At 73.9% G+C, this 18,741-nt stretch carries 17 protein-coding genes and 1 pseudogene; 7 read left to right on the top strand and 11 right to left on the bottom strand.

All coding sequences use genetic code 11. The features are described 5' to 3' along the window. Nucleotides 1–82 precede the first annotated feature (82 nt). The 3 genes from OYE22_RS26215 (at nucleotide 83) to OYE22_RS26205 (ending at nucleotide 4,049) form a co-directional block, all read left to right on the top strand. Nucleotides 83–826, top strand: coding sequence for a thiazole synthase (locus OYE22_RS26215; RefSeq protein ID WP_348652278.1), 744 nt, complete (start codon nucleotides 83–85; stop codon nucleotides 824–826). Between the two features lie 154 nt (nucleotides 827–980). Beyond that, nucleotides 981–2,993 (top strand): Stk1 family PASTA domain-containing Ser/Thr kinase, encoded by a 2,013-nt coding sequence (gene pknB / locus OYE22_RS26210; protein ID WP_277322686.1) that lies wholly within the window; start codon nucleotides 981–983, stop codon nucleotides 2,991–2,993. A gap of 180 nt (nucleotides 2,994–3,173) precedes the next feature. Next, nucleotides 3,174–4,049, top strand: coding sequence for a deoxyribonuclease IV (locus OYE22_RS26205; RefSeq protein ID WP_277322685.1), 876 nt, complete (start codon nucleotides 3,174–3,176; stop codon nucleotides 4,047–4,049). A gap of 45 nt (nucleotides 4,050–4,094) precedes the next feature. Here the strand turns inward: OYE22_RS26205 and OYE22_RS26200 are convergent, their stop codons facing one another. Further along, entirely contained in the window at nucleotides 4,095–4,718 is a 624-nt protein-coding gene (locus tag OYE22_RS26200) for a sulfite oxidase-like oxidoreductase (protein ID WP_277322684.1), read from the bottom strand. 157 nt (nucleotides 4,719–4,875) lie between these two features. Between OYE22_RS26200 and bfr the strand changes: the two genes are divergently transcribed. Next, nucleotides 4,876–5,355: a bacterioferritin gene (bfr, locus tag OYE22_RS26195; protein WP_277322683.1), complete on the top strand. Its 480-nt coding sequence runs from the start codon at nucleotides 4,876–4,878 to the stop codon at nucleotides 5,353–5,355. 55 nt (nucleotides 5,356–5,410) lie between these two features. On the opposite strand, the gene OYE22_RS26190 is transcribed toward bfr, so the two are convergent. Together OYE22_RS26190 and OYE22_RS26185 are read right to left on the bottom strand one after the other, a co-directional pair. After that, on the bottom strand, nucleotides 5,411–5,683 hold the full coding sequence (locus OYE22_RS26190; protein WP_277322682.1) for a (2Fe-2S)-binding protein: 273 nt from the start codon (nucleotides 5,681–5,683) through the stop codon (nucleotides 5,411–5,413). A 161-nt stretch (nucleotides 5,684–5,844) separates the two neighbouring features. Beyond that, the gene (locus OYE22_RS26185) at nucleotides 5,845–7,188 is read right to left on the bottom strand and encodes a 3-deoxy-7-phosphoheptulonate synthase class II (RefSeq protein WP_277324327.1); all 1,344 of its coding nucleotides are present in this window, start codon (nucleotides 7,186–7,188) and stop codon (nucleotides 5,845–5,847) included. Nucleotides 7,189–7,601: 413 nt separating this feature from the next. On the opposite strand from OYE22_RS26185, the gene OYE22_RS26180 reads away from it, so the two are divergent. Beyond that, nucleotides 7,602–9,620 (top strand): anthranilate synthase family protein, encoded by a 2,019-nt coding sequence (locus OYE22_RS26180; RefSeq protein ID WP_277322681.1) that lies wholly within the window; start codon nucleotides 7,602–7,604, stop codon nucleotides 9,618–9,620. Between the two features lie 130 nt (nucleotides 9,621–9,750). On the opposite strand, the gene OYE22_RS26175 is transcribed toward OYE22_RS26180, so the two are convergent. From OYE22_RS26175 to OYE22_RS26160, 5 genes are all read right to left on the bottom strand, one after another. Continuing rightward, nucleotides 9,751–10,779, bottom strand: a complete 1,029-nt coding sequence (locus OYE22_RS26175; protein ID WP_277322680.1) for a 6-phosphofructokinase — start codon at nucleotides 10,777–10,779, stop codon at nucleotides 9,751–9,753. A gap of 186 nt (nucleotides 10,780–10,965) precedes the next feature. After that, nucleotides 10,966–11,640 (bottom strand): response regulator transcription factor, encoded by a 675-nt coding sequence (locus tag OYE22_RS26170; RefSeq protein ID WP_277322679.1) that lies wholly within the window; start codon nucleotides 11,638–11,640, stop codon nucleotides 10,966–10,968. Beyond that, nucleotides 11,637–11,903 carry an ATP-binding protein gene (locus tag OYE22_RS33495; RefSeq protein ID WP_348652248.1) on the bottom strand — a complete coding sequence of 89 codons (267 nt, stop codon included), beginning with the start codon at nucleotides 11,901–11,903 and terminating at the stop codon, nucleotides 11,637–11,639. The genes OYE22_RS26170 and OYE22_RS33495 overlap by 4 nt, the downstream gene beginning before the upstream one ends. Beyond that, nucleotides 11,861–12,928, bottom strand: coding sequence for a DUF5931 domain-containing protein (locus tag OYE22_RS26165; RefSeq protein WP_348652247.1), 1,068 nt, complete (start codon nucleotides 12,926–12,928; stop codon nucleotides 11,861–11,863). Before OYE22_RS26165 ends, OYE22_RS33495 begins: the two co-directional genes overlap by 43 nt. A 114-nt stretch (nucleotides 12,929–13,042) precedes the next feature. After that, nucleotides 13,043–13,822, bottom strand: coding sequence for a lysophospholipid acyltransferase family protein (locus OYE22_RS26160; RefSeq protein ID WP_277322678.1), 780 nt, complete (start codon nucleotides 13,820–13,822; stop codon nucleotides 13,043–13,045). Between the two features lie 285 nt (nucleotides 13,823–14,107). Here OYE22_RS26160 and OYE22_RS26155 point away from each other — a divergent pair, with 285 nt between their 5' ends. After that, nucleotides 14,108–14,896 (top strand): alpha/beta fold hydrolase, encoded by a 789-nt coding sequence (locus OYE22_RS26155; RefSeq protein WP_277322677.1) that lies wholly within the window; start codon nucleotides 14,108–14,110, stop codon nucleotides 14,894–14,896. A 471-nt stretch (nucleotides 14,897–15,367) separates the two neighbouring features. Then, nucleotides 15,368–15,922, top strand: a pseudogene (locus OYE22_RS26150) (hypothetical protein); the annotation flags it as partial. Nucleotides 15,923–16,046: 124 nt separating this feature from the next. Here the strand turns inward: OYE22_RS26150 and OYE22_RS26145 are convergent. The 3 genes from OYE22_RS26145 to OYE22_RS26135 all read right to left on the bottom strand — a co-directional run bounded on the left by OYE22_RS26145 (nucleotide 16,047) and on the right by OYE22_RS26135 (nucleotide 18,736). Beyond that, nucleotides 16,047–16,862: an endonuclease/exonuclease/phosphatase family protein gene (locus OYE22_RS26145; protein ID WP_277322676.1), complete on the bottom strand. Its 816-nt coding sequence runs from the start codon at nucleotides 16,860–16,862 to the stop codon at nucleotides 16,047–16,049. A gap of 291 nt (nucleotides 16,863–17,153) precedes the next feature. Continuing rightward, nucleotides 17,154–18,095, bottom strand: a complete 942-nt coding sequence (locus tag OYE22_RS26140) for an ROK family glucokinase (RefSeq protein WP_277322675.1) — start codon at nucleotides 18,093–18,095, stop codon at nucleotides 17,154–17,156. A gap of 56 nt (nucleotides 18,096–18,151) precedes the next feature. Continuing rightward, entirely contained in the window at nucleotides 18,152–18,736 is a 585-nt protein-coding gene (locus OYE22_RS26135) for a DUF5304 domain-containing protein (RefSeq protein ID WP_277322674.1), read from the bottom strand. Nucleotides 18,737–18,741 lie beyond the last annotated feature (5 nt).

The following is an 18,741-nucleotide window of genomic DNA, read 5'->3' as shown; positions in this document are numbered from 1 at the left end:
CGACACGGCGCCCACGCCCGGCTTCCTGCCCAGCGCCGACCCGCTGACCATCGGCGACCGGGAGTTCGCCTCCCGGCTGATCATGGGCACCGGCGGCGCGCCCAGCCTGGAGATCCTGGAGCGCGCGCTCATCGCCTCCGGTACCCAGCTCACGACCGTCGCCATGCGCCGCCTGAACCCGCGCGTGCAGGGCTCGGTCCTGTCCGTACTCGACCGGCTCGGCATCCAGGTGCTGCCGAACACCGCGGGCTGCTTCACCGCGGGCGAGGCCGTGCTCACCGCCCGACTGGCGCGCGAGGCGCTGGGCACGGACTGGGTCAAGCTGGAGGTGGTGGCCGACGAACGCACCCTGCTGCCGGACCCCATCGAGCTGCTGGACGCGGCGGAGACGCTGGTGGACGACGGGTTCACGGTGCTGCCGTACACCAACGACGACCCGGTGCTCGCGCAGAAGCTGGAGGACGTCGGCTGCGCGGCGATCATGCCGCTCGGCTCCCCCATCGGCTCCGGGCTCGGCATCCGCAACCCGCACAACTTCCAGCTCATCACCGAGCGGGCGCGGGTGCCGGTCATCCTCGACGCCGGCGCCGGCACCGCGTCCGACGTCGCGCTCGCGATGGAGCTGGGCTGCGCGGCGGTCATGCTCGCCTCGGCGGTGACGCGCGCGCAGGAGCCCGAGCTGATGGCCGAGGCGATGCGGTACGCGGTCTCGGCGGGCCGCCTGGCCAGCCGCGCCGGCCGCATCCCGCGCCGGCACTTCGCGCTGGCCTCCTCGCCCGAGGAGGGCAGGGCGCGCCTCGACCCGGAGCGGCCCGCGTTCGAATAGCCACGTCCGACGGGTGCCGGCGGCGGCCGGCCGCCGGCCCAGGCGGGCGGTTCGCACGGGAGTGCCACTCTCCGGTCACTGTTCGGCTTCAGTCGCGGCCGGTGCCACCGCTGGTGAGCCCGGGTGTCGGGCACGGCTCGTAGACTCCTCTGTCGTGGATACGACCCTGCAGGACCCGCTCGTCGGGCAGGTACTCGACGGCCGCTACCGGATCGAGGCGCGGATCGCCGTCGGCGGTATGGCGACGGTCTACCGGGCCGTCGACACCCGGCTCGACCGCGTGCTCGCGCTCAAGGTGATGCACCCGGCGCTGGCCACCGACGAAGCGTTCGTCGAACGGTTCATCCGCGAGGCCAAGTCCGTGGCCCGGCTCGACCACCCCAACGTGGTGGGCGTGTTCGACCAGGGAACCGACGGCACGTACGTCTACCTCGCGATGGAGTACGTGGCCGGCTGCACGCTGCGCGACGTGCTGCGCGAGCGGGGGGCGCTCCAGCCGCGCATCGCCCTGGACGTCGCGGAGCCGGTGCTCGCCGCGCTGGGCGCGGCCCACCTGGCCGGCCTCGTACACCGCGACATGAAGCCGGAGAACGTGCTGATCGGCGACGACGGCCGGGTCAAGGTCGCCGACTTCGGGCTGGTGCGGACGGTGGACGCGGCGACCAACACCTCCACCGGCGCCGTCCTCGGCACCGTCTCCTACCTGGCGCCCGAGCAGATCGAGCACGGCACGGCCGACACCAGGGCGGACGTGTACGCCTGCGGCGTGGTCCTGTACGAGATGCTCACCGGCGCCAAGCCGCACACCGGCACCACCCCGGCCCAGGTGCTCTACCAGCAGTTGCACGAGGACGTCCCGGCGCCCTCGCGCAGCGTGCCGGGGCTCGCCCCGGCGCTGGACGAGCTGGTGGCCGAGGCCACCGCCCGCGACCCCGAGCAGCGCCCGGCCGGCGCCGTGGAACTCCTCGGCCGGCTGCGCACCGCCCGCTCGGGCCTGACCGACGCGCAGCTCGACGTGGCCCCGCCACGGGCGAAGGCCGGCACGCTCGACGCCCCGGTGCCGCGCTCCGGCAGCGGCCCCGACGACCGCACGAGCGTGATCCCACGGGCCGCCGCGGCGCGCGAGACCGCCACCCGGCGGCAGCCGGCGCCGAGCCCCGTGGCCGGCGGCGCGGCGGCGGACGGTGACGACGAGCTGAACCGCACCAGCGTGCTGCGCCCGCGGCTGCTGGAAGAGCGCCCGGTCAACGACGACCCGCCGCCCAAGCGGCCGCGCCGCCCCGGCGGGCTGCGCATGCCGCGCCGTCCGGTGCTCACCGCGGTCACGGCGCTGCTGCTGGTCTTCGGCGTCGGACTCGGCATCTGGTACATCAACTCCGGCCAGTTCACGCACGTGCCCGCCGTACTGAGCATGAAGCAGGCCGAAGCCGAGAAGAAGGTGCGGGACGCGGGGCTCGACGTCAAGATCAAGCACGGCTTCAGCGACGTCGTGGAGAAGGGGCGGATCATCTCCACCCACCCCGAGAGCAACGCCCGCATCCGCAACACCGGCACCGTCACCCTCACCGTCTCGCGCGGCACGGAGATGGCCGAGGTGCCGAACGTGGCGGGCATGTCGCTGGAGGACGCCAGGAAGAAGATCGAGGACGCCGGGCTCAGCCTCGGCAAGGTGACCAAGCGCTTCAGCGAGGAGACCCCGCGCGGCGACGTGCTGGGCTCCGAGCCGGCGGCCGGTACGGAACGGCGCCCGGACTCGGCCGTGGCGGTCACCGTGAGCAAGGGCGCCCCCATCGACCTGCCGGACGTCGTCGGCGACGTGCTCGACGACGCCGAGAGCGAGCTGCGGGACGCCGGCCTCGACGTGAAGATCGCCGAGCCGGTCTTCTCGGACGAGGACAAGGACACCGTCGCGCTGCAGAACCCGCCCGAGGGGTCGCGCGTCGCCGAGGGCGACACGATCACCCTGACGCCGTCCAAGGGCAAGGAGATGATCGAGGTGCCGCACGTCGAGGGCGACCACCTGGACGACGCCAAGCGGAAGCTGGAGGACGCGGGCTTCGAGGTCGGCGTCAACCGCTTCTTCTTCGGCGACACGGTCTTCGACCAGTCGGTCGACGGCGGCGACGAAGCGCCGAAGGGCAGCAAGATCACCCTGCGAGTGCGCTGACCCGACGCCGCCACGCCACGACTGCCCCGGCCCCCGCGAGCCCCGCCGCTCGCGGGGGCCGGGCCGTCCGGAGCGCGCGGGGCCCGTCGCTCGCGAAGGCGGCCCGCCGGGGCCGGCGGGGTGGCCGACGCCACCCGGCCCGGCGCTCCGGAGCGTGTGCCCGGCTGGCACCCTTGGTGCGTGAGCACGTCTGCCATCCGCACCCGCAACCCCATCGGCGGCCACGTACCCGTGGCCGGAGGGCTCGCCTCCGTCGGCCTGTCCTACGCCCGCGACCTCGGCGCCGAGAGCCTCCAGGTCTTCGTCGCCAACCCGCGCGGCTGGGCCACCCCGGCCGGCAACCCGCGCCAGGACGAGGAGTTCCGCGCGGCCTGCGCGGCCGAGTCGCTGCCGGCGTACGTGCACGCGCCCTACCTGATCAACTTCGGCTCGCACACCGAGGCGACCGCCGAGAAGTCGGTGGAGTCGCTGCGGCACTCGCTGCGCCGGGGCCGGGCCATCGGCGCGCTCGGGGTGGTCGTGCACACCGGCTCGGCCACCGGTGGCCGGTCCCGCGCCACCGCGCTCGCGCAGGTCAGGGAGCGGCTGCTGCCCCTGCTCGACGAGCTGACGCACGACGACGACCCCTGGCTGCTCCTTGAGCCGACCGCGGGACAGGGCGCGTCGCTGTGCGCGCTCGCCGAGGACCTGGGCCCCTACTTCGACGTGCTCGACCGGCACCCGCGGCTCGGCGTGTGCCTGGACACCTGCCACGCGTTCGCCGCCGGCCACGACATGGCCGCCGCCGGGGGCACCAAGGCGCTCCTCGACGAGCTGGTCGCGGTGGTGGGCGAGGGGCGGCTGAAGCTCATCCACGCCAACGACTCCAAGGACGTCGTCGGCGCCCACAAGGACCGGCACGCCAACATCGGCGCCGGCCACATCGGGGCGGACGCCTTCGGCGAGCTGTTCACCCACCCGGCCACGGCCGGCGTGCCGCTGGTGATCGAGACGCCGGGCGGCAAGGAGGGGCACGCCGCGGACGTGGCCCGGCTCAAGGAACTGCGCGCGGGCTGACGGCACCCCCGCCGGGCCGGGTCAGACCCGGCGCCGGGGCGCTGGCTACAGCTCCGGGCCGTCGCCCGGCTCCTCCTGGTAGGAGTAGCGCTGCTCGCGCCAGGGGTCACCGAGGTTGTGATATCCCCGCTCTTCCCAAAAGCCGCGCCGGTCGGCGGTCATGTACTCCACGCCGCGCACCCATTTCGGGCCTTTCCACGCGTAGAGCTGGGGAACGATGAGGCGGACCGGAAATCCGTGCTCCGCCGTCAGCGGCTCGCCGCCCTTGTGCGTGGCGAAAATTGTCCGCTCGGCCGCGAAATCCTCGAGTCGCAGATTCGAGCTGAACCCGTATTCCGCCCACACCATCACATGGGTGACATCTTCGGCCGGCGGAGCGAGTTCGAGGAACAGTCGGGCGGGCACGCCGCCCCACTCCGCGCCCAACATGCTGAACTTCGTCACGCAGTGCAGATCGGCCACGACCGTGGAGTACGGAAGGGCCGCGAATTCCTCGTGCGTCCAGCAGTGCTTGTCCCCGTCGGCCGTCGCGCCGAATACGCGGAACTCCCAGCGGTCGGGTCGGAACCTGGGCACCGGGCCGTAGTGGGTGACCGGCCAGCCCCGTTGTAGCCGTTGCCCCGGAGGTAGCTGTCCCTGCTCCCCTTCGCGGCTTTCCGGCTGACCCATGCCTCCATGGTGTCAGACCTTCGGGGGTGGTCGTGACCAGCGGCTCTGCTATTCGGGCAACTCACACTAAGCATGCACTTACTGGACGGTGTCGCCGGCGCGGTGCGAGGATGCGCGCGAACTCCCGTTCCCGCTTGGATTGGAAGGAGTCTCTGCGATGCAGGGCGACCCCGAGGTCATCGAATTCCTCAACGAGCAGCTCACCGGTGAGCTCACCGCGATCAACCAGTACTTCCTGCACGCGAAAATGCAGGAGAACTTCGGTTGGACCAAGCTCGCGAAGTACACGCGGCACGAGTCGTTCGACGAGATGAAGCACGCCGAGGTGCTGACCGACCGGATTCTGTTCCTGGAGGGCCTACCCAACTACCAGCGGCTGTTCCACGTCCGGGTGGGGCAGACGGTGACCGAGATGTTCCAGGCGGACCGGCAGGTCGAGGTGGAGGCGATCGATCGCCTGCGGCGCGGCATCGAGGTCATGCGGTCCAAGGGCGACATCACGTCGGCGAACATCTTCGAGAGCATCCTCGAAGACGAGGAACACCACATCGACTATCTCGACACCCAGCTCGAACTGATCGAGAAACTGGGCGAGCCGCTCTACATCGCGCAACTCATCGAGCAGCCCGACAGCTAGTCCCGTATTCGCCGGGCGGCACCCGTCCGCGCGGCAGTCTACGCGGGACCTGGCGTCAGGCGGCCTCGACGGTGGACACCGGCGCGGGAGCGGCCGGCTGCTCGGCGGCCAGCGCGGCGGCGGCACCGTCCGGACCGAGTCGGTCGAGGACCGCGCGCCGGGGACAGCCCGCGCCCCGCCCGAGGAGCGCCTGGATGCGGCGCACGCACGAGCCGCAGTCGGTGCCCGCCTTGCTGGCGGAGGCTATCTGGCGAGGGGTGCACGCGCCGCTTTCCGCATGCTCCCGTACCTGCCGCTCGGTGATGCCGAAGCATGAGCAGACGTACACGCGGTCACCCCCGTACGGGATTGATAGGGAAACCTCATCACCATTGATCGCTGAGGTTACCCTTACCTTACCCGGCACCCCACGGGGATAACAGTCGGGGTCACAGCAGTGGGGCGCGGATCACAGATCCGCGCCCCACACGCCGTTTCAGGCCCCGTCCGTCACTGGTCCCGGTACATCTCCGCGACCAGGAACGCCAGGTCAAGCGACTGGCTGCGGTTGAGCCGCGGGTCGCACGCCGTCTCGTAGCGCTGGTGCAGGTCGTCCACGAAGATCTCGTCGCCGCCGCCCACACACTCGGTCACGTCGTCGCCGGTCAGCTCGACGTGGATGCCGCCGGGGTGGGTGCCGAGGCCCTTGTGGACCTCGAAGAAGCCCTTGACCTCGTCCAACACGTCGTCGAAGCGCCGCGTCTTGTGGCCGGAGGCCGCCTCGAAGGTGTTGCCGTGCATCGGGTCGCAGATCCAGGCGACCTGCGCGCCGGAGGCGGTGACCTTCTCGACCAGCGTGGGCAGCATGTCGCGGACCTTGTCCGCGCCCATACGGGTGATGAAGGTGAGCCGCCCCGGCTCGCGGTTCGGATCGAGCCGCTCGATCAGGGTGAGGGCGTCCTCGGCCGTGGTGGTGGGGCCGAGCTTCACCCCGATCGGGTTGCGGATCTTGGAGGCGAACTCGATGTGGGCGCCGTCGAGCTGTCGGGTGCGCTCGCCGATCCACACCATGTGCCCGGAGACGTCGTACAGGTCACCGGTGCGCGAGTCGACCCGGGTCAGCGCCGACTCGTAGTCGAGCACCAGGGCCTCGTGCGAGGCGAAGAACTCAACGGTCTTGAACTCCTCCGGGTCCACCCCGCAGGCGTTCATGAAGTTCAGCGCGCGGTCGATCTCCCGCGCCAGCGCCTCGTAACGCTGCCCGGAGGGGGACGACTTCACGAAGTCCTGGTTCCAGGCGTGCACCTGGCGCAGGTCGGCGTAGCCGCCGGTGGTGAAGGCGCGCACCAGGTTCAGCGTGGCGGCCGACGCGTGGTACATGCGCTTGAGCCGCTGCGGGTCCGGGATGCGGGCGGCCTCGGTGAACTCGAAGCCGTTGACGGAGTCGCCCCGGTAGGTCGGCAGGGTGACGCCGTCGCGGGTCTCGGTGGGCTTGGAGCGCGGCTTGCTGTACTGGCCCGCGATCCGCCCGACCTTGACCACCGGCACCGAGCCGGCGTACGTGAGGACGGCGCCCATCTGCAACAGCGTCTTGAGCTTGTTGCGGATCTGGTCGGCGCCGACGGCGTCGAACGCCTCCGCGCAGTCGCCGCCCTGGAGCAGGAACGCCTCGCCGCGTGCCACCGCGCCCAGCCGGGCACGCAACTGGTCGCACTCGCCGGCGAAGACGAGGGGCGGATAGGACTCGAGCTCGGCGATCACATCGCGCAGAGCCTCGTGGTCCGGCCAGTCAGGCTGCTGCGCCGCGGGCAGGGAGCGCCAGGTGTGTCCACCGGCGTGGGTTTCAGCGTTCACGGTCACGTTGTCAACATTACGGGGTCTCTCCGGGCGTCCATGCCCCCGCCCACGGGTTGAGACGGTTTCCGACCGGTTCCTGGCTCGATGCCGACACCTTGTTGACCTGCGATGGAAGGCTTCACGACCGGTTGTGGCCGGTCCGCTTCGCGCGACCCGGGCGCCGCCGCCCGCGCCGCCAGTCCGTGGACACGGCGCCGCCGGCGCCCGTCCCGCTTCGGGTAGGGTGCCGCCCATGCACACGCAGCCCAACCGTTTCTGGTGGTGGACCGCTCACTCGGCGGCCCACTAGCGCGCGTTGTCCACAGCACCACGCGAAGGCCGCCCCGAGGGGCGGCCTTCGCTGCGTGTGCGGGCCGTCCCTCCCCCGTAGGTCCACCTGACCCGTGGACCCCTCCGGACGGAAGGACCCCATGTCAGAGCAGTCACAGCCACCCAAGCCGGCGCACCACGCCCAGCCCGGTACGCCCGAGCGCGACCAGCCCGGCGCCGCCGAGCTCGTCCGCCGCCTCCTGTCCGCCGACTGCCCTCCGTACGCGCTGTTGCGGCGCCGGGCGCCCGGGCACGACGCGGACACCGTCGAGGTCCTGATCGGGCCGGTCACCGAGGTCGACCGGCTCGCCGACATCCCGCTCCCCGAGCCGGGCGCGGACCCCGCGCGGGCGGGGCGACCGGCGTGGGACGCGCTGGCGCTGGTGCCCTTCCGGCAGATCCGCGAGCGCGGCTTCCAGGCGCACGACGACGGGACCCCGCTGGCGGTGCTGCGCCCCGACGAGGCGTACGCGCTGCCGCTGTCCGCGCTGCTCGCGGCGCTCCCCGCGCACCAGGTGCGGGTGACGGATGGCGCCTTCGACGTCGACGACGAGGGGTACGCGCGGATCGTGCGGCGCGTCATCGACGAGGAGATCGGCACCGGCGAGGGCGCCAACTTCGTGATCCGGCGCACCTTCGAGGGCGAGATCCCCGGCTTCGCCGCCCGCGACGCGCTCGCGCTCTTCCGCCACCTGCTGGCCGGCGAGCGCGGCGCGTACTGGACGTACGTGGTGCACACCGGCGAGCGGACGCTGGTGGGCGCCAGTCCCGAGGTGCACGTGCGGATGTCGGGCGAGACCGTCGTGATGAACCCCATCAGCGGCACCTACCGCTACCCCGAGCGGGGTCCCAGCGTCGAGGGCCTGCTCGCGTTCCTCGGCGACCGCAAGGAGGTGGAGGAGTTGTCCATGGTCGTGGACGAGGAGCTGAAGATGATGTGCGCCGTCGGCGACCGGGGCGGCGTGGTGGTCGGGCCGCGGCTGCGGGAGATGGCGCACCTGGCGCACACCGAGTACGAGCTGCGCGGGCGCAGCACGCTGGACGTGCGCGAGGTGCTGCGGCAGACGATGTTCGCGGCGACCGTCACCGGCTCGCCCGTACAGAACGCCTGCCGGGTGATCGCCCGGCACGAGCCGCGCGGCACGGACGGCCGGGGGCGCGGCTACTACGCGGGGGCTCTCGCGCTGATCGGCCGGGACGCCGGCGGGGCCCGCACCCTGGACTCGCCGATCCTCATCCGCACCGCCGACATCGACGGGCGCGGGCGGCTGCGGGTGCCGGTCGGGGCGACCCTGGTACGCCACTCCGACCCGGCCGGGGAGGTCGCCGAGACGCACGCCAAGGCCGCCGGGGTGCTGACGGCGCTCGGGGTGCGGGCGGCTCCGGCGCGGGCGTCCGGCGCGGGCGCCAGCCGTCTCGCGGACGACCCGCGGGTGCGGGCCGCGCTCGACGCCAGGCGCGCGGACCTGGCGCCGTTCTGGCTGCGGATGAACGCGCCGGGGCCGGGCGCGGGGAGCGCGGGGCACGCGCTGGTCGTCGACGCCGAGGACACGTTCACCTCGATGCTGGCGCACCTGCTGGCCACCTCGGGGCTGCGGGTTGAGGTGCGCGGGTTCGCCGAGCCGGGGCTGCGGGAGGCCGCGCTCGCGCACCCGGGTCCGGTCGTGCTCGGCCCGGGCCCGGGCGACCCGTCGGACGCGGCCGACCCGAGGATGCGGCTGCTGCGCGGCCTGGCGGCGGACCTGCTGCGCGAGCACCGGCACGGGCTGCTCGGGGTCTGCCTGGGGCACGAGCTGATCGCCGCGGAGCTGGGTCTTCCGATCGTCCGCAAGCGGGTGCCGGCGCAGGGCGCCCAGGAGCGGATCGACTTCTTCGGCCGGCCGGAGACGGTCGGCTTCTATAACACGTTCACGGCCCGCTGTGACGCGCGGGCGGAGACGGAACTCGCCTCGCGCCGGGTCGAGTTGAGTCGGGACGCGGTGAGCGGCGAGGTGCACGCGCTGCGCGGGCCCGGGTTCGGCGGGCTCCAGTTCCACCCGGAGTCGGTGCTGACGCTGGGCGGCGCGGCGCTGGTGGCCCAGGAGTTGGCGCTGGCCCGGCAGACGGTGCCGCAGGCGTAACGGGGCGGGCCCGGGGCGGCCGGCGCGGTAGCCGGTCGCCCCCCCCCCGGCTGAGGGCCGGTTGGCGCGCCCCGGCCGGGCCCCGGCCGGGACGGGCCCGCCGCGTGTCCGTGGCGGGCCCGCCACGCGCTCAGCCGAAGAAGACCCCGGCCTCCGCGTACAGCCGCGGGTCCACGGTCTTGAGCTTGGCCGTGGCCTCGGTCAGCGGCACGCGCACCACCTCCGTGCCGCGCAGCGCGACCATCGCGCCGTACGCCTGGTCCCGTACGGCCTCGATGGCGTGCAGGCCGAAGCGGGTGGCCAGCCAGCGGTCGAAGGCGCTGGGCGTGCCGCCGCGCTGGACGTGGCCGAGCACGGTGGTCCTGGCCTCCTTGCCGGTGCGCCGCTCGATCTCCTTGGCCAGCCACTCGCCGACGCCCGACAGCCGCACGTGGCCGAAGGAGTCCAGCGAGCCGTCCTTGAGGACCATCTCGCCGTCCTTGGGCATGGCGCCCTCGGCGACGACGACGATGGGCGCGTAGCGGACCTTGAACCGGGACTCCACCCAGCCGCAGACCTCGGCCACGTCGAACCGCTGCTCCGGGATGAGGATCGCGTTGGCCCCGCCGGCGAGGCCCGAGTGCAGGGCGATCCAGCCGGCGTGCCGGCCCATCACCTCCACCACCAGGACCCGCATGTGGGACTCGGCCGTGGTGTGCAGCCGGTCGATGGCCTCGGTGGCGATGTTGACGGCCGTGTCGAAGCCGAAGGTGTAGTCGGTGGCGGACAGGTCGTTGTCGATGGTCTTGGGGACGCCGACGCACGGCACCCCGTACTCGTCGGACAGCCGCGCCGCGACGCCGAGGGTGTCCTCGCCGCCGATCGCGATCAGCGCGTCCACCTCGTGCTTGGCGAGGTTCTCCTTGATCCGGCGGATGCCGTCCACCGCCGTGAGCGGATTGGTCCGCGACGATCCGAGGATGGTGCCGCCGCGCGGCAGGATGCCGCGCACCGCGGGGATGTCGAGCGGTACGACCTGGCCCTCCAGCGGTCCGCGCCAGCCGTCCCTGAACCCGGTGAAGGTGTATCCGTACTCCTGGACGCCCTTGCGGACGGCCGCGCGGATGACCGCGTTGAGACCGGGGCAGTCACCACCACCGGTCAGCACTCCGACCCGCATCGCATCTTCCCTTCTCCCGTGAATGACCCGATTTGGCAGCCACGCTAATGGTGACGCAGGTCACACGAGTGGGGGTAGAGGGCGAATTGCCGCGCGCGGCGCGGGAGTTGGTCCGGCGCGTTCACTCGTACGAGGGGCGCGCGGGGCGCGAGCGACCCGCGGACGGACGTTCGGCGGCCTCGCGCGTTACGCGTCGCCGTCCAGGCCGCGCTCTATGGCGTAGCGCACCAACTCGACGCGGTTGTGCAGGTGCAGCTTGCCCAGGGTGTTCTGGACGTGGTTCTGCACGGTGCGGTGCGAGATGACGAGCCGCTCGGCGATCTGCTTGTACGAAAGGCCCTTGGCGACCAGCCGCAGCACCTCGGTCTCCCGGTCGGTCAGCCGGGGCGCGCCCGCCTCGTCGGTGGTGGCCGGGGCCGGCTCGGTGGCCAGGCGCCGGTACTCGCCGAGGACCAGGCCCGCGAGGCCGGGCGTGAACACCGCGTCGCCGGCGGCCGTACGGCTCACCGCGTCCAGGAGTTCGGCAGTCGACGCGGACTTCACCAGGTAGCCGGTGGCGCCCGACTTCACGGCCTCCAGCACGTCCGCGTGCTCGCCGCTGGCCGACAGGACCAGCACCCGCAGCGCGGGGTTGGCGCCCACCAGTTCCTTGCACACCCGCACCCCCGGCAGCCCCGGCAGGTTGAGGTCGAGCACCAGTACGTCGGGCCGCGCGGCGGTGGCCCGGCGCACCGCCTGCGGCCCGTCGCCGGCGGTCGCCACCACGTCGAACCCGGCTTCCGCCAGGTCGCGGGCGACCGCGTCCCGCCACATCGGGTGGTCGTCCACCACCATCACCCGTACGACCGCTGCCTCGCTCATGACGCGTCCTTCCTCCCCCGTGGGACTCGCAACTCCACCTCGGTGCCCTGCCCCGGCACCGATTCGAGGTCCGCGCTGCCGCCGAGGTCGCGCAGTCGGCCCCGGATCGACTGGGCGACGCCGAGCCGCCCCTCGCGCTCGGCGTCCACGAGCCGCCCCTCCGGGATGCCCGGGCCGTCGTCGCGGACGGTGACGAGCACGGCGTCCGGCTCGTCCTCGATCAATATGAACGCCCTGGCCCCCTCGCCGGCGTGCTGGCGCACGTTGTCCAGCGCGGCGCTGACCGCGCTCGCCAGCTCCGTCGCCGCGTGCGCGGGCAGCAGTACGGGGGCGCCCGGTTCGGCGAGCGAGACCGAGGCCCCGGCGAACGGCGCGAGCAGGGTGCGCAGGTCCAGCGGCTCCGACGCGCGGCCAGCGTCCGCCGCCTCACGGGCGGCGTCCGCGGCGGCCCGGGCGGTGGCGAGGGGGACGGCGCGGCCGGGCCGGCGGGCGGTGCGGTGTCGGTGGGCCGGGCGCCGGGCGGGTGGCCCGACCGGTCCAGTCCGCTGGTGATCAGGGTGCGCAGCGCGACCTCCTGCTCGCCGGCCATCCGGCCGAGTTCGGCCGCCTCGCCACCGATGGCCACGCCCCGCCGCTGCACCATGGCCAGCACCTGGAGCACGCTGTCGTGGATGTCGCGGGCCAGCCGCTCCCGCTCCCGGGTGGCCGCCTCGATCTGCAGGGCCCGGGCGAGGGTGCGCTCACTGGCGCGGGCCACCTCGACCACGTAGCCGATCGCCACGCTGGCCACCCAGACCAGCATCACGTTGTGCACCGTGTTCTGGGCGAAGGCCCCGCGCTCGACGATGTTGGCCGCGCCCGCTATGGCCGAGGCCACCGCGCCCCAGCGCCAGCCGCCCTTGATGGCGAAGCCGAGCACGGCGCCCGCGGTCCATATCGAGGGCAGCGTGGGTCCGCCGTCGACGATCCGCTGGTCCGTGTCGACCAGCGGCGTCAGCAGGATGCCGACGATCGCCACGGAGAGGTCCGCGATCAGGAACCGCCTGGTGCACCGCTCGGCGGAGCTGACCATGCGCCAGCTGAACGCCATCCAGCCGGCCAGCAGCAGCATGTACGCGCCGGCGCCGAGCGGGTGCGCGTACTCGCCGTAGGCGTGGACGTACAGGGCGATCGCGTAGAGCGCGGTCAGGACGCGGTAGCCGGTCAGGGCTCGCCACAGCGGCTGCTCGACCGACATCCGCACCACGCGCTCGCGCGCCGGACGCTCACGCGCCGCTTGCTGAGCCACCTGACACCCCCCGCTGGGCACCGCTCCCCCGTCGACCGTAGCGACCCGGCCCCCTCACCAGCGACCCGGGCCCGTCGGCAGCGACCTGGCCTCGTCGCCAGCGCCCCGGCCTCGTTACCGGCCCGCCGCGTCCGAACCCCTCGTGCCGGCCCGGCCGGGCTTGCCGGCCTTGCCGGCATCGTCCTTCGCCGCCTTGGCCGCCTTCTCTTCCTTCTCCTGCTTGGCGGCCTCGGCGAGCTGCCGCTTGGCGGCGGTCGCGTAGATGTCCACGTACTCCTGGCCCGAGAGCTTCATGATTTCGTACATGACCTCGTCGGTGACCGAGCGCAGGATGAACCGGTCGCCGTCCATGCCGTGGTAGCGGCTGAAGTCCAGCGGCTTGCCGATCCGGATGCCCGGCCGCATCAGCTTGGGCATCACCTTGCCCGGCGGCTGGATCTTCTCGGTGTCGATCATCGCGACCGGGATCACCGGCGCTCCGGTGGCCAGCGCGACCCGGGCCAGGCCGCCCGGCTTGCCGCGGTAGAGCCGGCCGTCCGGGGAGCGGGTGCCCTCCGGGTAGATGCCGAAGAGCTCACCGCGCTCCAGCACCTCGATGCCGCTCTTGATCGCGGCCTCGCCGGCGCCGCGCGCGCCCGAGCGGTCCACCGGGAGCTGGCCGACGCCCTTGAAGAAGGCTGCGGTCATCCTGCCCTTGAGGCCGGGCGAGGTGAAGTACTCCGCCTTGGCGATGAAGGTGACCTTCCGGTCGAGCATCGCCGGCAGGAAGAAGGAGTCCGAGAAGGAGAGGTGGTTGCTGGCCAGGATCGCGGGCCCCTCGGACGGGATGTTCTCCAGGCCCTCCACCCAGGGTCGGAAGGCAAGCTTCAGCGACCCACCGATGGAAAGCTTCATTGCGCCGTAGAACAACCGAGGACCTCCTGTATCCGACGAGGAGACCTTAACCCGCCGCGGGGCACGGCTCTCGCCCGCGTTCGGCGGCGGGCGACGGGCCGGGGCGCGGCCCGGTCCGGTCCGACGCCCGTGGCCCGGCTCGCCCCGGGCCCCGCGCTCGGCGTGCGCGCGGCGTACCGGGCGGGCGCGGGCGTACCGATCGGCCTATCCGACGTGCGGCGCTCCGCGTAGGCTGAGGTCCCAACCGTCCGGCCGCGCCCGGCCCCTGACCGAACGGAGACCCCGGTGCCGCTGTCCCCCGGAGCCGAGCCGTTCCACCACCCCGGAAACCCCGGGAACACCGTCGGTGTCCTGGTCTGCCACGGCTTCACCGGCTCCCCCCAGTCCGTGCGGCCCTGGGCCACCTCGCTCGCCGAGCGCGGGTACGCGGTCTCGCTCCCGCTGCTGCCCGGCCACGGCACCCGGTGGCAGGACCTGGCGCTCACCGGCTGGCAGGACTGGTACGCGGAGGTCGACCGGGAACTGAGCAGGCTGGCGGCGCGCTGTTCCCGGGTCTTCGTCTGCGGCCTGTCCATGGGCGGCACGCTGGCGCTGCGCCTCGCGGCCCGGCACGGGGCCACCGTCAGCGGCCTGGTGCTGGTCAACCCGGCGAACAAGATGCACGACGTGGCGGCCAGGGCGCTGCCCGTGGTGCGCCACCTGGTCCCCTCGACCAAGGGCATCGCGAGCGACATCGCCAAGCCGGGCAACCAGGAACTGGGCTACGACCGGGTGCCGCTGCACGCGGCGCACTCGCTGCGTCAGTTCTTCCGGATCGTGGACGCGGAGCTGCCCCAGGTCACCCAGCCGCTGCTGGTGCTGCACAGCCCGCAGGACCACGTGGTGCCGCCGGTGGACTCGGCGCGCATCCTGGCCCGGGTCTCGTCCACGGACATCACCGAACGGCTGCTGGAGCGCAGCTTCCACGTGGCCACGCTGGACCACGACGCGGAGCTGATCTTCGCCGACACGCACGCGTTCATCAGCCGCCTGGCGTCGCCCGCCGACGCGCCGCGCCCGGACCGGGTGGGCTGAGCCATGCCACGGGCTGAGGGAGAGGCAGGACAGGGACCGGTGCCCGAGCGCGACGCACACACCGACGACACGGCGGACGCCGGCGCCCCCGAGGAGCGGCCGGCCGCTCCCGGCGCCCAGGAGCCCACCGACGGCGCGCCGGCCGACCGCGCGCCGGGCGTGCCGAGCCCGGCCGGCGAGGCCGAGGCGGCGCGCGCGGCCGAGGCCGGGCGCGCGGCGGACGGGGCGCACGCGTCCGGGGCGGCCGAGCCCCAGGAGGGGCCGCCCGGCGACACCCACCGCACCACGGGCGACCTCGCCACCCACGACGGCACACCGGGTGGCGGGACCGCCACCGGCCCGACCGCCGAGAAGCAGCCGCCGGCCGACGGCGCGGCCGGCGACGGCGCGGCGGCCAGCGGCGGGGCGGCGGCCAGCGACGGAACGGGCGGTGCCGCCGGCCCGGAGCACGACGCGGCTCGGCGCTCGGCCGAGGAGGCGGCGTGGGCCGAGATCGTCGCGGGTTACGGGGACGAGCCGCCGGACCCGCCGGGCGTGGCCCCCTGGTCGTCGGCCGACGCGCGGGCCCGGGCGGCCGGCGGGCCCGCACGGGAGATCGCGCCGGGCAAGCCGGACAAGACGCTCGGCACGGCGGGTGGCTCCGGCCGGGAGGCGGACGAGCCGCCGGCGGAGCCGGCCATGGCGCTCGGCGGCTCCGTGATCTTCGCGCCGGGCGTCGGCCCGCGCGACTGGTCCCCGGCCGAGCCCTCCGACGACGACTTCGACGCGAGCGACGAGGGCCATTTCGTGCCGCCCGAGCCGCCGCCGCTGCCGCACGCGGACACCACGGCCCGCTTCGCCTGGCTGGCCGTGCTCGGTGGGCCGCTGCTGCTGTTGCTCATGGTGGTGCTGCGCCAGGAGATCACCTGGTGGATCGCGACCCTGGGGGTCGGCGGCTTCCTGGGCGGCTTCGCCACGCTGGTGGCGCGGATGCGCGGCGACGAGGACGAAGAGGACGAGGACCCCGGCCGGGGCGCGGTCGTCTGAGCGACGGCGGGCCGGCCTGATCAACGGACCGGGCCGGCCCACCCCGCGACCGGCCCGGGGCTTCACACTCCCCCGCCAAGCCCCCCGCCGCCGGGCCTCGCCCGGGCCCGGCCGGGTCGGTCGGTCAGCCTTCGGACGGCGCGGGGTGCGGCAGCCGGAGGGCGGCCAGCACGGGCAGGTGGTCGGCCGCCGCGCGCAGGTCGGCCGGGCGCAGCGTGGGCAGTTCGGCCGGCACGCCAGCGCCGAGAACCTCCACGCCACCGGTGGTCAGCACGGCGTCCACCCGCTCGCGCGGCCCGGCGGGCGGCGCGGTGTGCTCCCCGCCCCACGGCCGCACGGCCCACGCGTCCCGCAACCGGCCGCCGGTCAGCCGCTGGAAGGCCGGGCCCTCCGGCGCCTCGCCGAGGCTGCCGGCGAGCACGGCGTACGGCGCGTCGAGGCCGCCGAGCCGGGACAGCAGCGCCCCCGCGTGGACCTGGCGCTCCGCGGCGTCCGGGCTGAGGTGGCAGCTCAGCACGCCGAGCCGGACGTCGCCGAAGCGCAGCACGGCGGCGGCCACACCGCGCCGCCGCAGGCCGGGCGTCCCGGGTAGCAGGGTCTCCTCGGTGCGCTCCACGTGGGCCCGCAGCGTGCTGAAGATCGCCGGGCCCGCGGTGGTGGCGCCGCCCGTCACGTGCACCAGGCCGGCCTCGCGGGCGAGCCGCGCGAGCGCCTTGCGCCAGCGGAAGAACCGGGGCGCCTCCTGGACGCACACCACGTCCGGGGCGGTGGCGCGGATGACGTGGGCCACCGCGCGGCAGGCGGCGCCGGCCGGCTGGCCGGGCGCGTCGCGCAGCGAGCGCACGTTGTAGCTGAGCACCCGCACCACGACGGAGCCGTCCGGCTCCCTGCGCGAGGCGGGCAGGTCGTGCTGTTGACTGCGTACGGCCGCGAACGTCACTTCGCCACTCCAGAACTGGGACCGGACTCGATGATCTGCTGTGCGCTGTTCCGTGGTGCTGGGTCGCACTGGTGGTGCTGAACACCCTGTTGATGCGTGCCCCATGGTGCCGACGATGCTGGTGTGACGGAAGTTCCCGCCGGCGGTGGCCCGTTCGAGCCGCGCGCGGGGCAGTGCCGCCGCCGGGTCGCGGGGCGAGCGTACGTCCACGGCGTGCCGCGTACGACGCGACGGCGCGGTGCCCACCCGCGCGGGGCTGTGCGGGGGCGGCGCCGCGCCGTCGGTGTGCGGTCAGCCCTGGCGGGCCAGGTCGGCCGCGCCGACCAGCCCCGCCTTGCCGCCGAGCTGGGCGGCCAACACCTGGGCGTGGGGCCGCCATTGGCCGCCCACCAGCCAGCGGCGGAAGGACTTGCGGATCGGGTCGAGCACGAGGTCGCCCTCGTCGGAGACGCCGCCGCCGACGATGAACGCCGACGGGTCGAAGAGCGAGGCGAGGTCGGCCAGGCCGGCGCCCGCCCAACGGGCGAGTTCGCGGAAGGAGTCGATGGCCACCGGGTCGCCGCTGCGGGCGGCCTGGCTCACGTGCTTGCCCTCGATCCCGGCGGGGGTGCCGTCGCCGAGGCCGAGCAGCAGCGACGCGTTCTCCGGCGTGGCGGCGGCGCGCTGGCGCGCGTAGCGGACCAGGGCGCGGCCGGAGGCGTACTGCTCCCAACAGCCCTGGCTGCCGCAGCCGCACAGCAGGCCGTCCGGGACCACCCGGATGTGCCCGAACTCGCCCGCCACGCCGAACCGGCCGCGGCGCAGCTTGTTGCCGATGATGACGCCGCCGCCCAGGCCGGTGCCGAGCGTGATGCAGATGACGTCCTCGTGGCCCTGGCCCGCGCCGAACCGGTATTCGCCCCAGGCCGCCGCGTTGGCGTCGTTCTCCACCACCACCGGCAGCCCGACGCGCTGTTCGACCTTGTCCTTGAGCGCCTCGTGACGCCAGTTGACGTTCGGGGCGAAGAGCACCGTCGCCCGCTTGTCGTCCACGTAGCCGGCCGCGCCGATGCCGACCGCCTCCACCTCGTGGTCCGCGCTGACCGTGCGCACGGCCTCCGCGATCGCGTCCACGACGGCCTCGGGAGTGGGCGGGGTCGGCACCTTGCAGGTGCCCCGGATCGCGCCCTCCTCGTCGACCACGCCCGCTGCGATCTTGGTGCCGCCGATGTCGACGCCGATGGTGAGTCCCATGTGTCCCTCAGTCTTCGGTCGAACCCCGCTGCGGCCAACCGTACCGGAGCGCGGGCTCAGTCGAGGTCGATGTGTTCACTTCCTGGAGGCGTATCGTCTCGGCGCTCGTCGTCTTCGCGCTCCGTCGCCGCTCCCGGCGCCGCCCCGCGCGCCGCCTCGTCGTCGCCCCGGGTCCAGCGCTGTTCCTGTCCACTGACGGCGGCCCGAGCAGCAGCGAGCAGCTCCGTACCGGCAGTTGCCAGGTGGTCGAAGACGTCGGGGTTGCGCTCGATGACGGGCTCGACCACCGCCCGCGCCTGCCCGATCAGTTGCCGTACGACGGTTTGGGCGGCGGCGCCAGCAATCGGGCCTTGAAGCGAAGAGAGCTTGTTGGTCACTGTTTCCGCCAACTTACGCAACTCTTCGGCGGCACTGACCTGCTGCGGTCCGTAGCGGTCCCGTCGCCTGGCGCGTTCGGCGTCGAGGTCCTCGGCGCACGCCTGCTCCCAGGCGCCCGGGTCGGGCGCCTGGCGCGGCCCGCTCTCGCGGGTGTCCTGGTCGGCGGGGTGGGCGCGGTCGCCGGCGGGGCCGTCGGCGCCGGGCTGGGAGGCGGGCCCGGGCGCGCTGGCGGCGTCGTCCGGGCGCTCGGTGGCATCGCTCATGGCGG

It is taken from the genome of Streptomyces sp. 71268 (genome assembly GCF_029392895.1).
In the GTDB taxonomy this organism is placed as follows: Bacteria; Actinomycetota; Actinomycetes; order Streptomycetales; family Streptomycetaceae; genus Streptomyces.
The sequence above is the reverse complement of the archived record's forward strand: the minus strand, read 5'-3'. Positions and strand labels throughout refer to the sequence as shown.

Excerpts from the sequence above, each read along its gene's own strand:
- OYE22_RS26215 (WP_348652278.1), top strand. The coding sequence starts at position 83 with ATGGGCACCGGCGGCGCGCCCAGCCTGGAGATCCTGGAGCGCGCGCTC.
- OYE22_RS26200 (WP_277322684.1), bottom strand. The coding sequence starts at position 4,718 with ATGGGTCAGCCGGAAAGCCGCGAAGGGGAGCAGGGACAGCTACCTCCG.
- bfr (WP_277322683.1), top strand. The coding sequence starts at position 4,876 with ATGCAGGGCGACCCCGAGGTCATCGAATTCCTCAACGAGCAGCTCACC.
- OYE22_RS26180 (WP_277322681.1), top strand. The coding sequence starts at position 7,602 with ATGTCAGAGCAGTCACAGCCACCCAAGCCGGCGCACCACGCCCAGCCC.
- OYE22_RS26175 (WP_277322680.1), bottom strand. The coding sequence starts at position 10,779 with ATGCGGGTCGGAGTGCTGACCGGTGGTGGTGACTGCCCCGGTCTCAAC.
- OYE22_RS26170 (WP_277322679.1), bottom strand. The coding sequence starts at position 11,640 with ATGAGCGAGGCAGCGGTCGTACGGGTGATGGTGGTGGACGACCACCCG.
- OYE22_RS26160 (WP_277322678.1), bottom strand. The coding sequence starts at position 13,822 with ATGAAGCTTTCCATCGGTGGGTCGCTGAAGCTTGCCTTCCGACCCTGG.
- OYE22_RS26140 (WP_277322675.1), bottom strand. The coding sequence starts at position 18,095 with ATGGGACTCACCATCGGCGTCGACATCGGCGGCACCAAGATCGCAGCG.
- OYE22_RS26135 (WP_277322674.1), bottom strand. The coding sequence starts at position 18,736 with ATGAGCGATGCCACCGAGCGCCCGGACGACGCCGCCAGCGCGCCCGGG.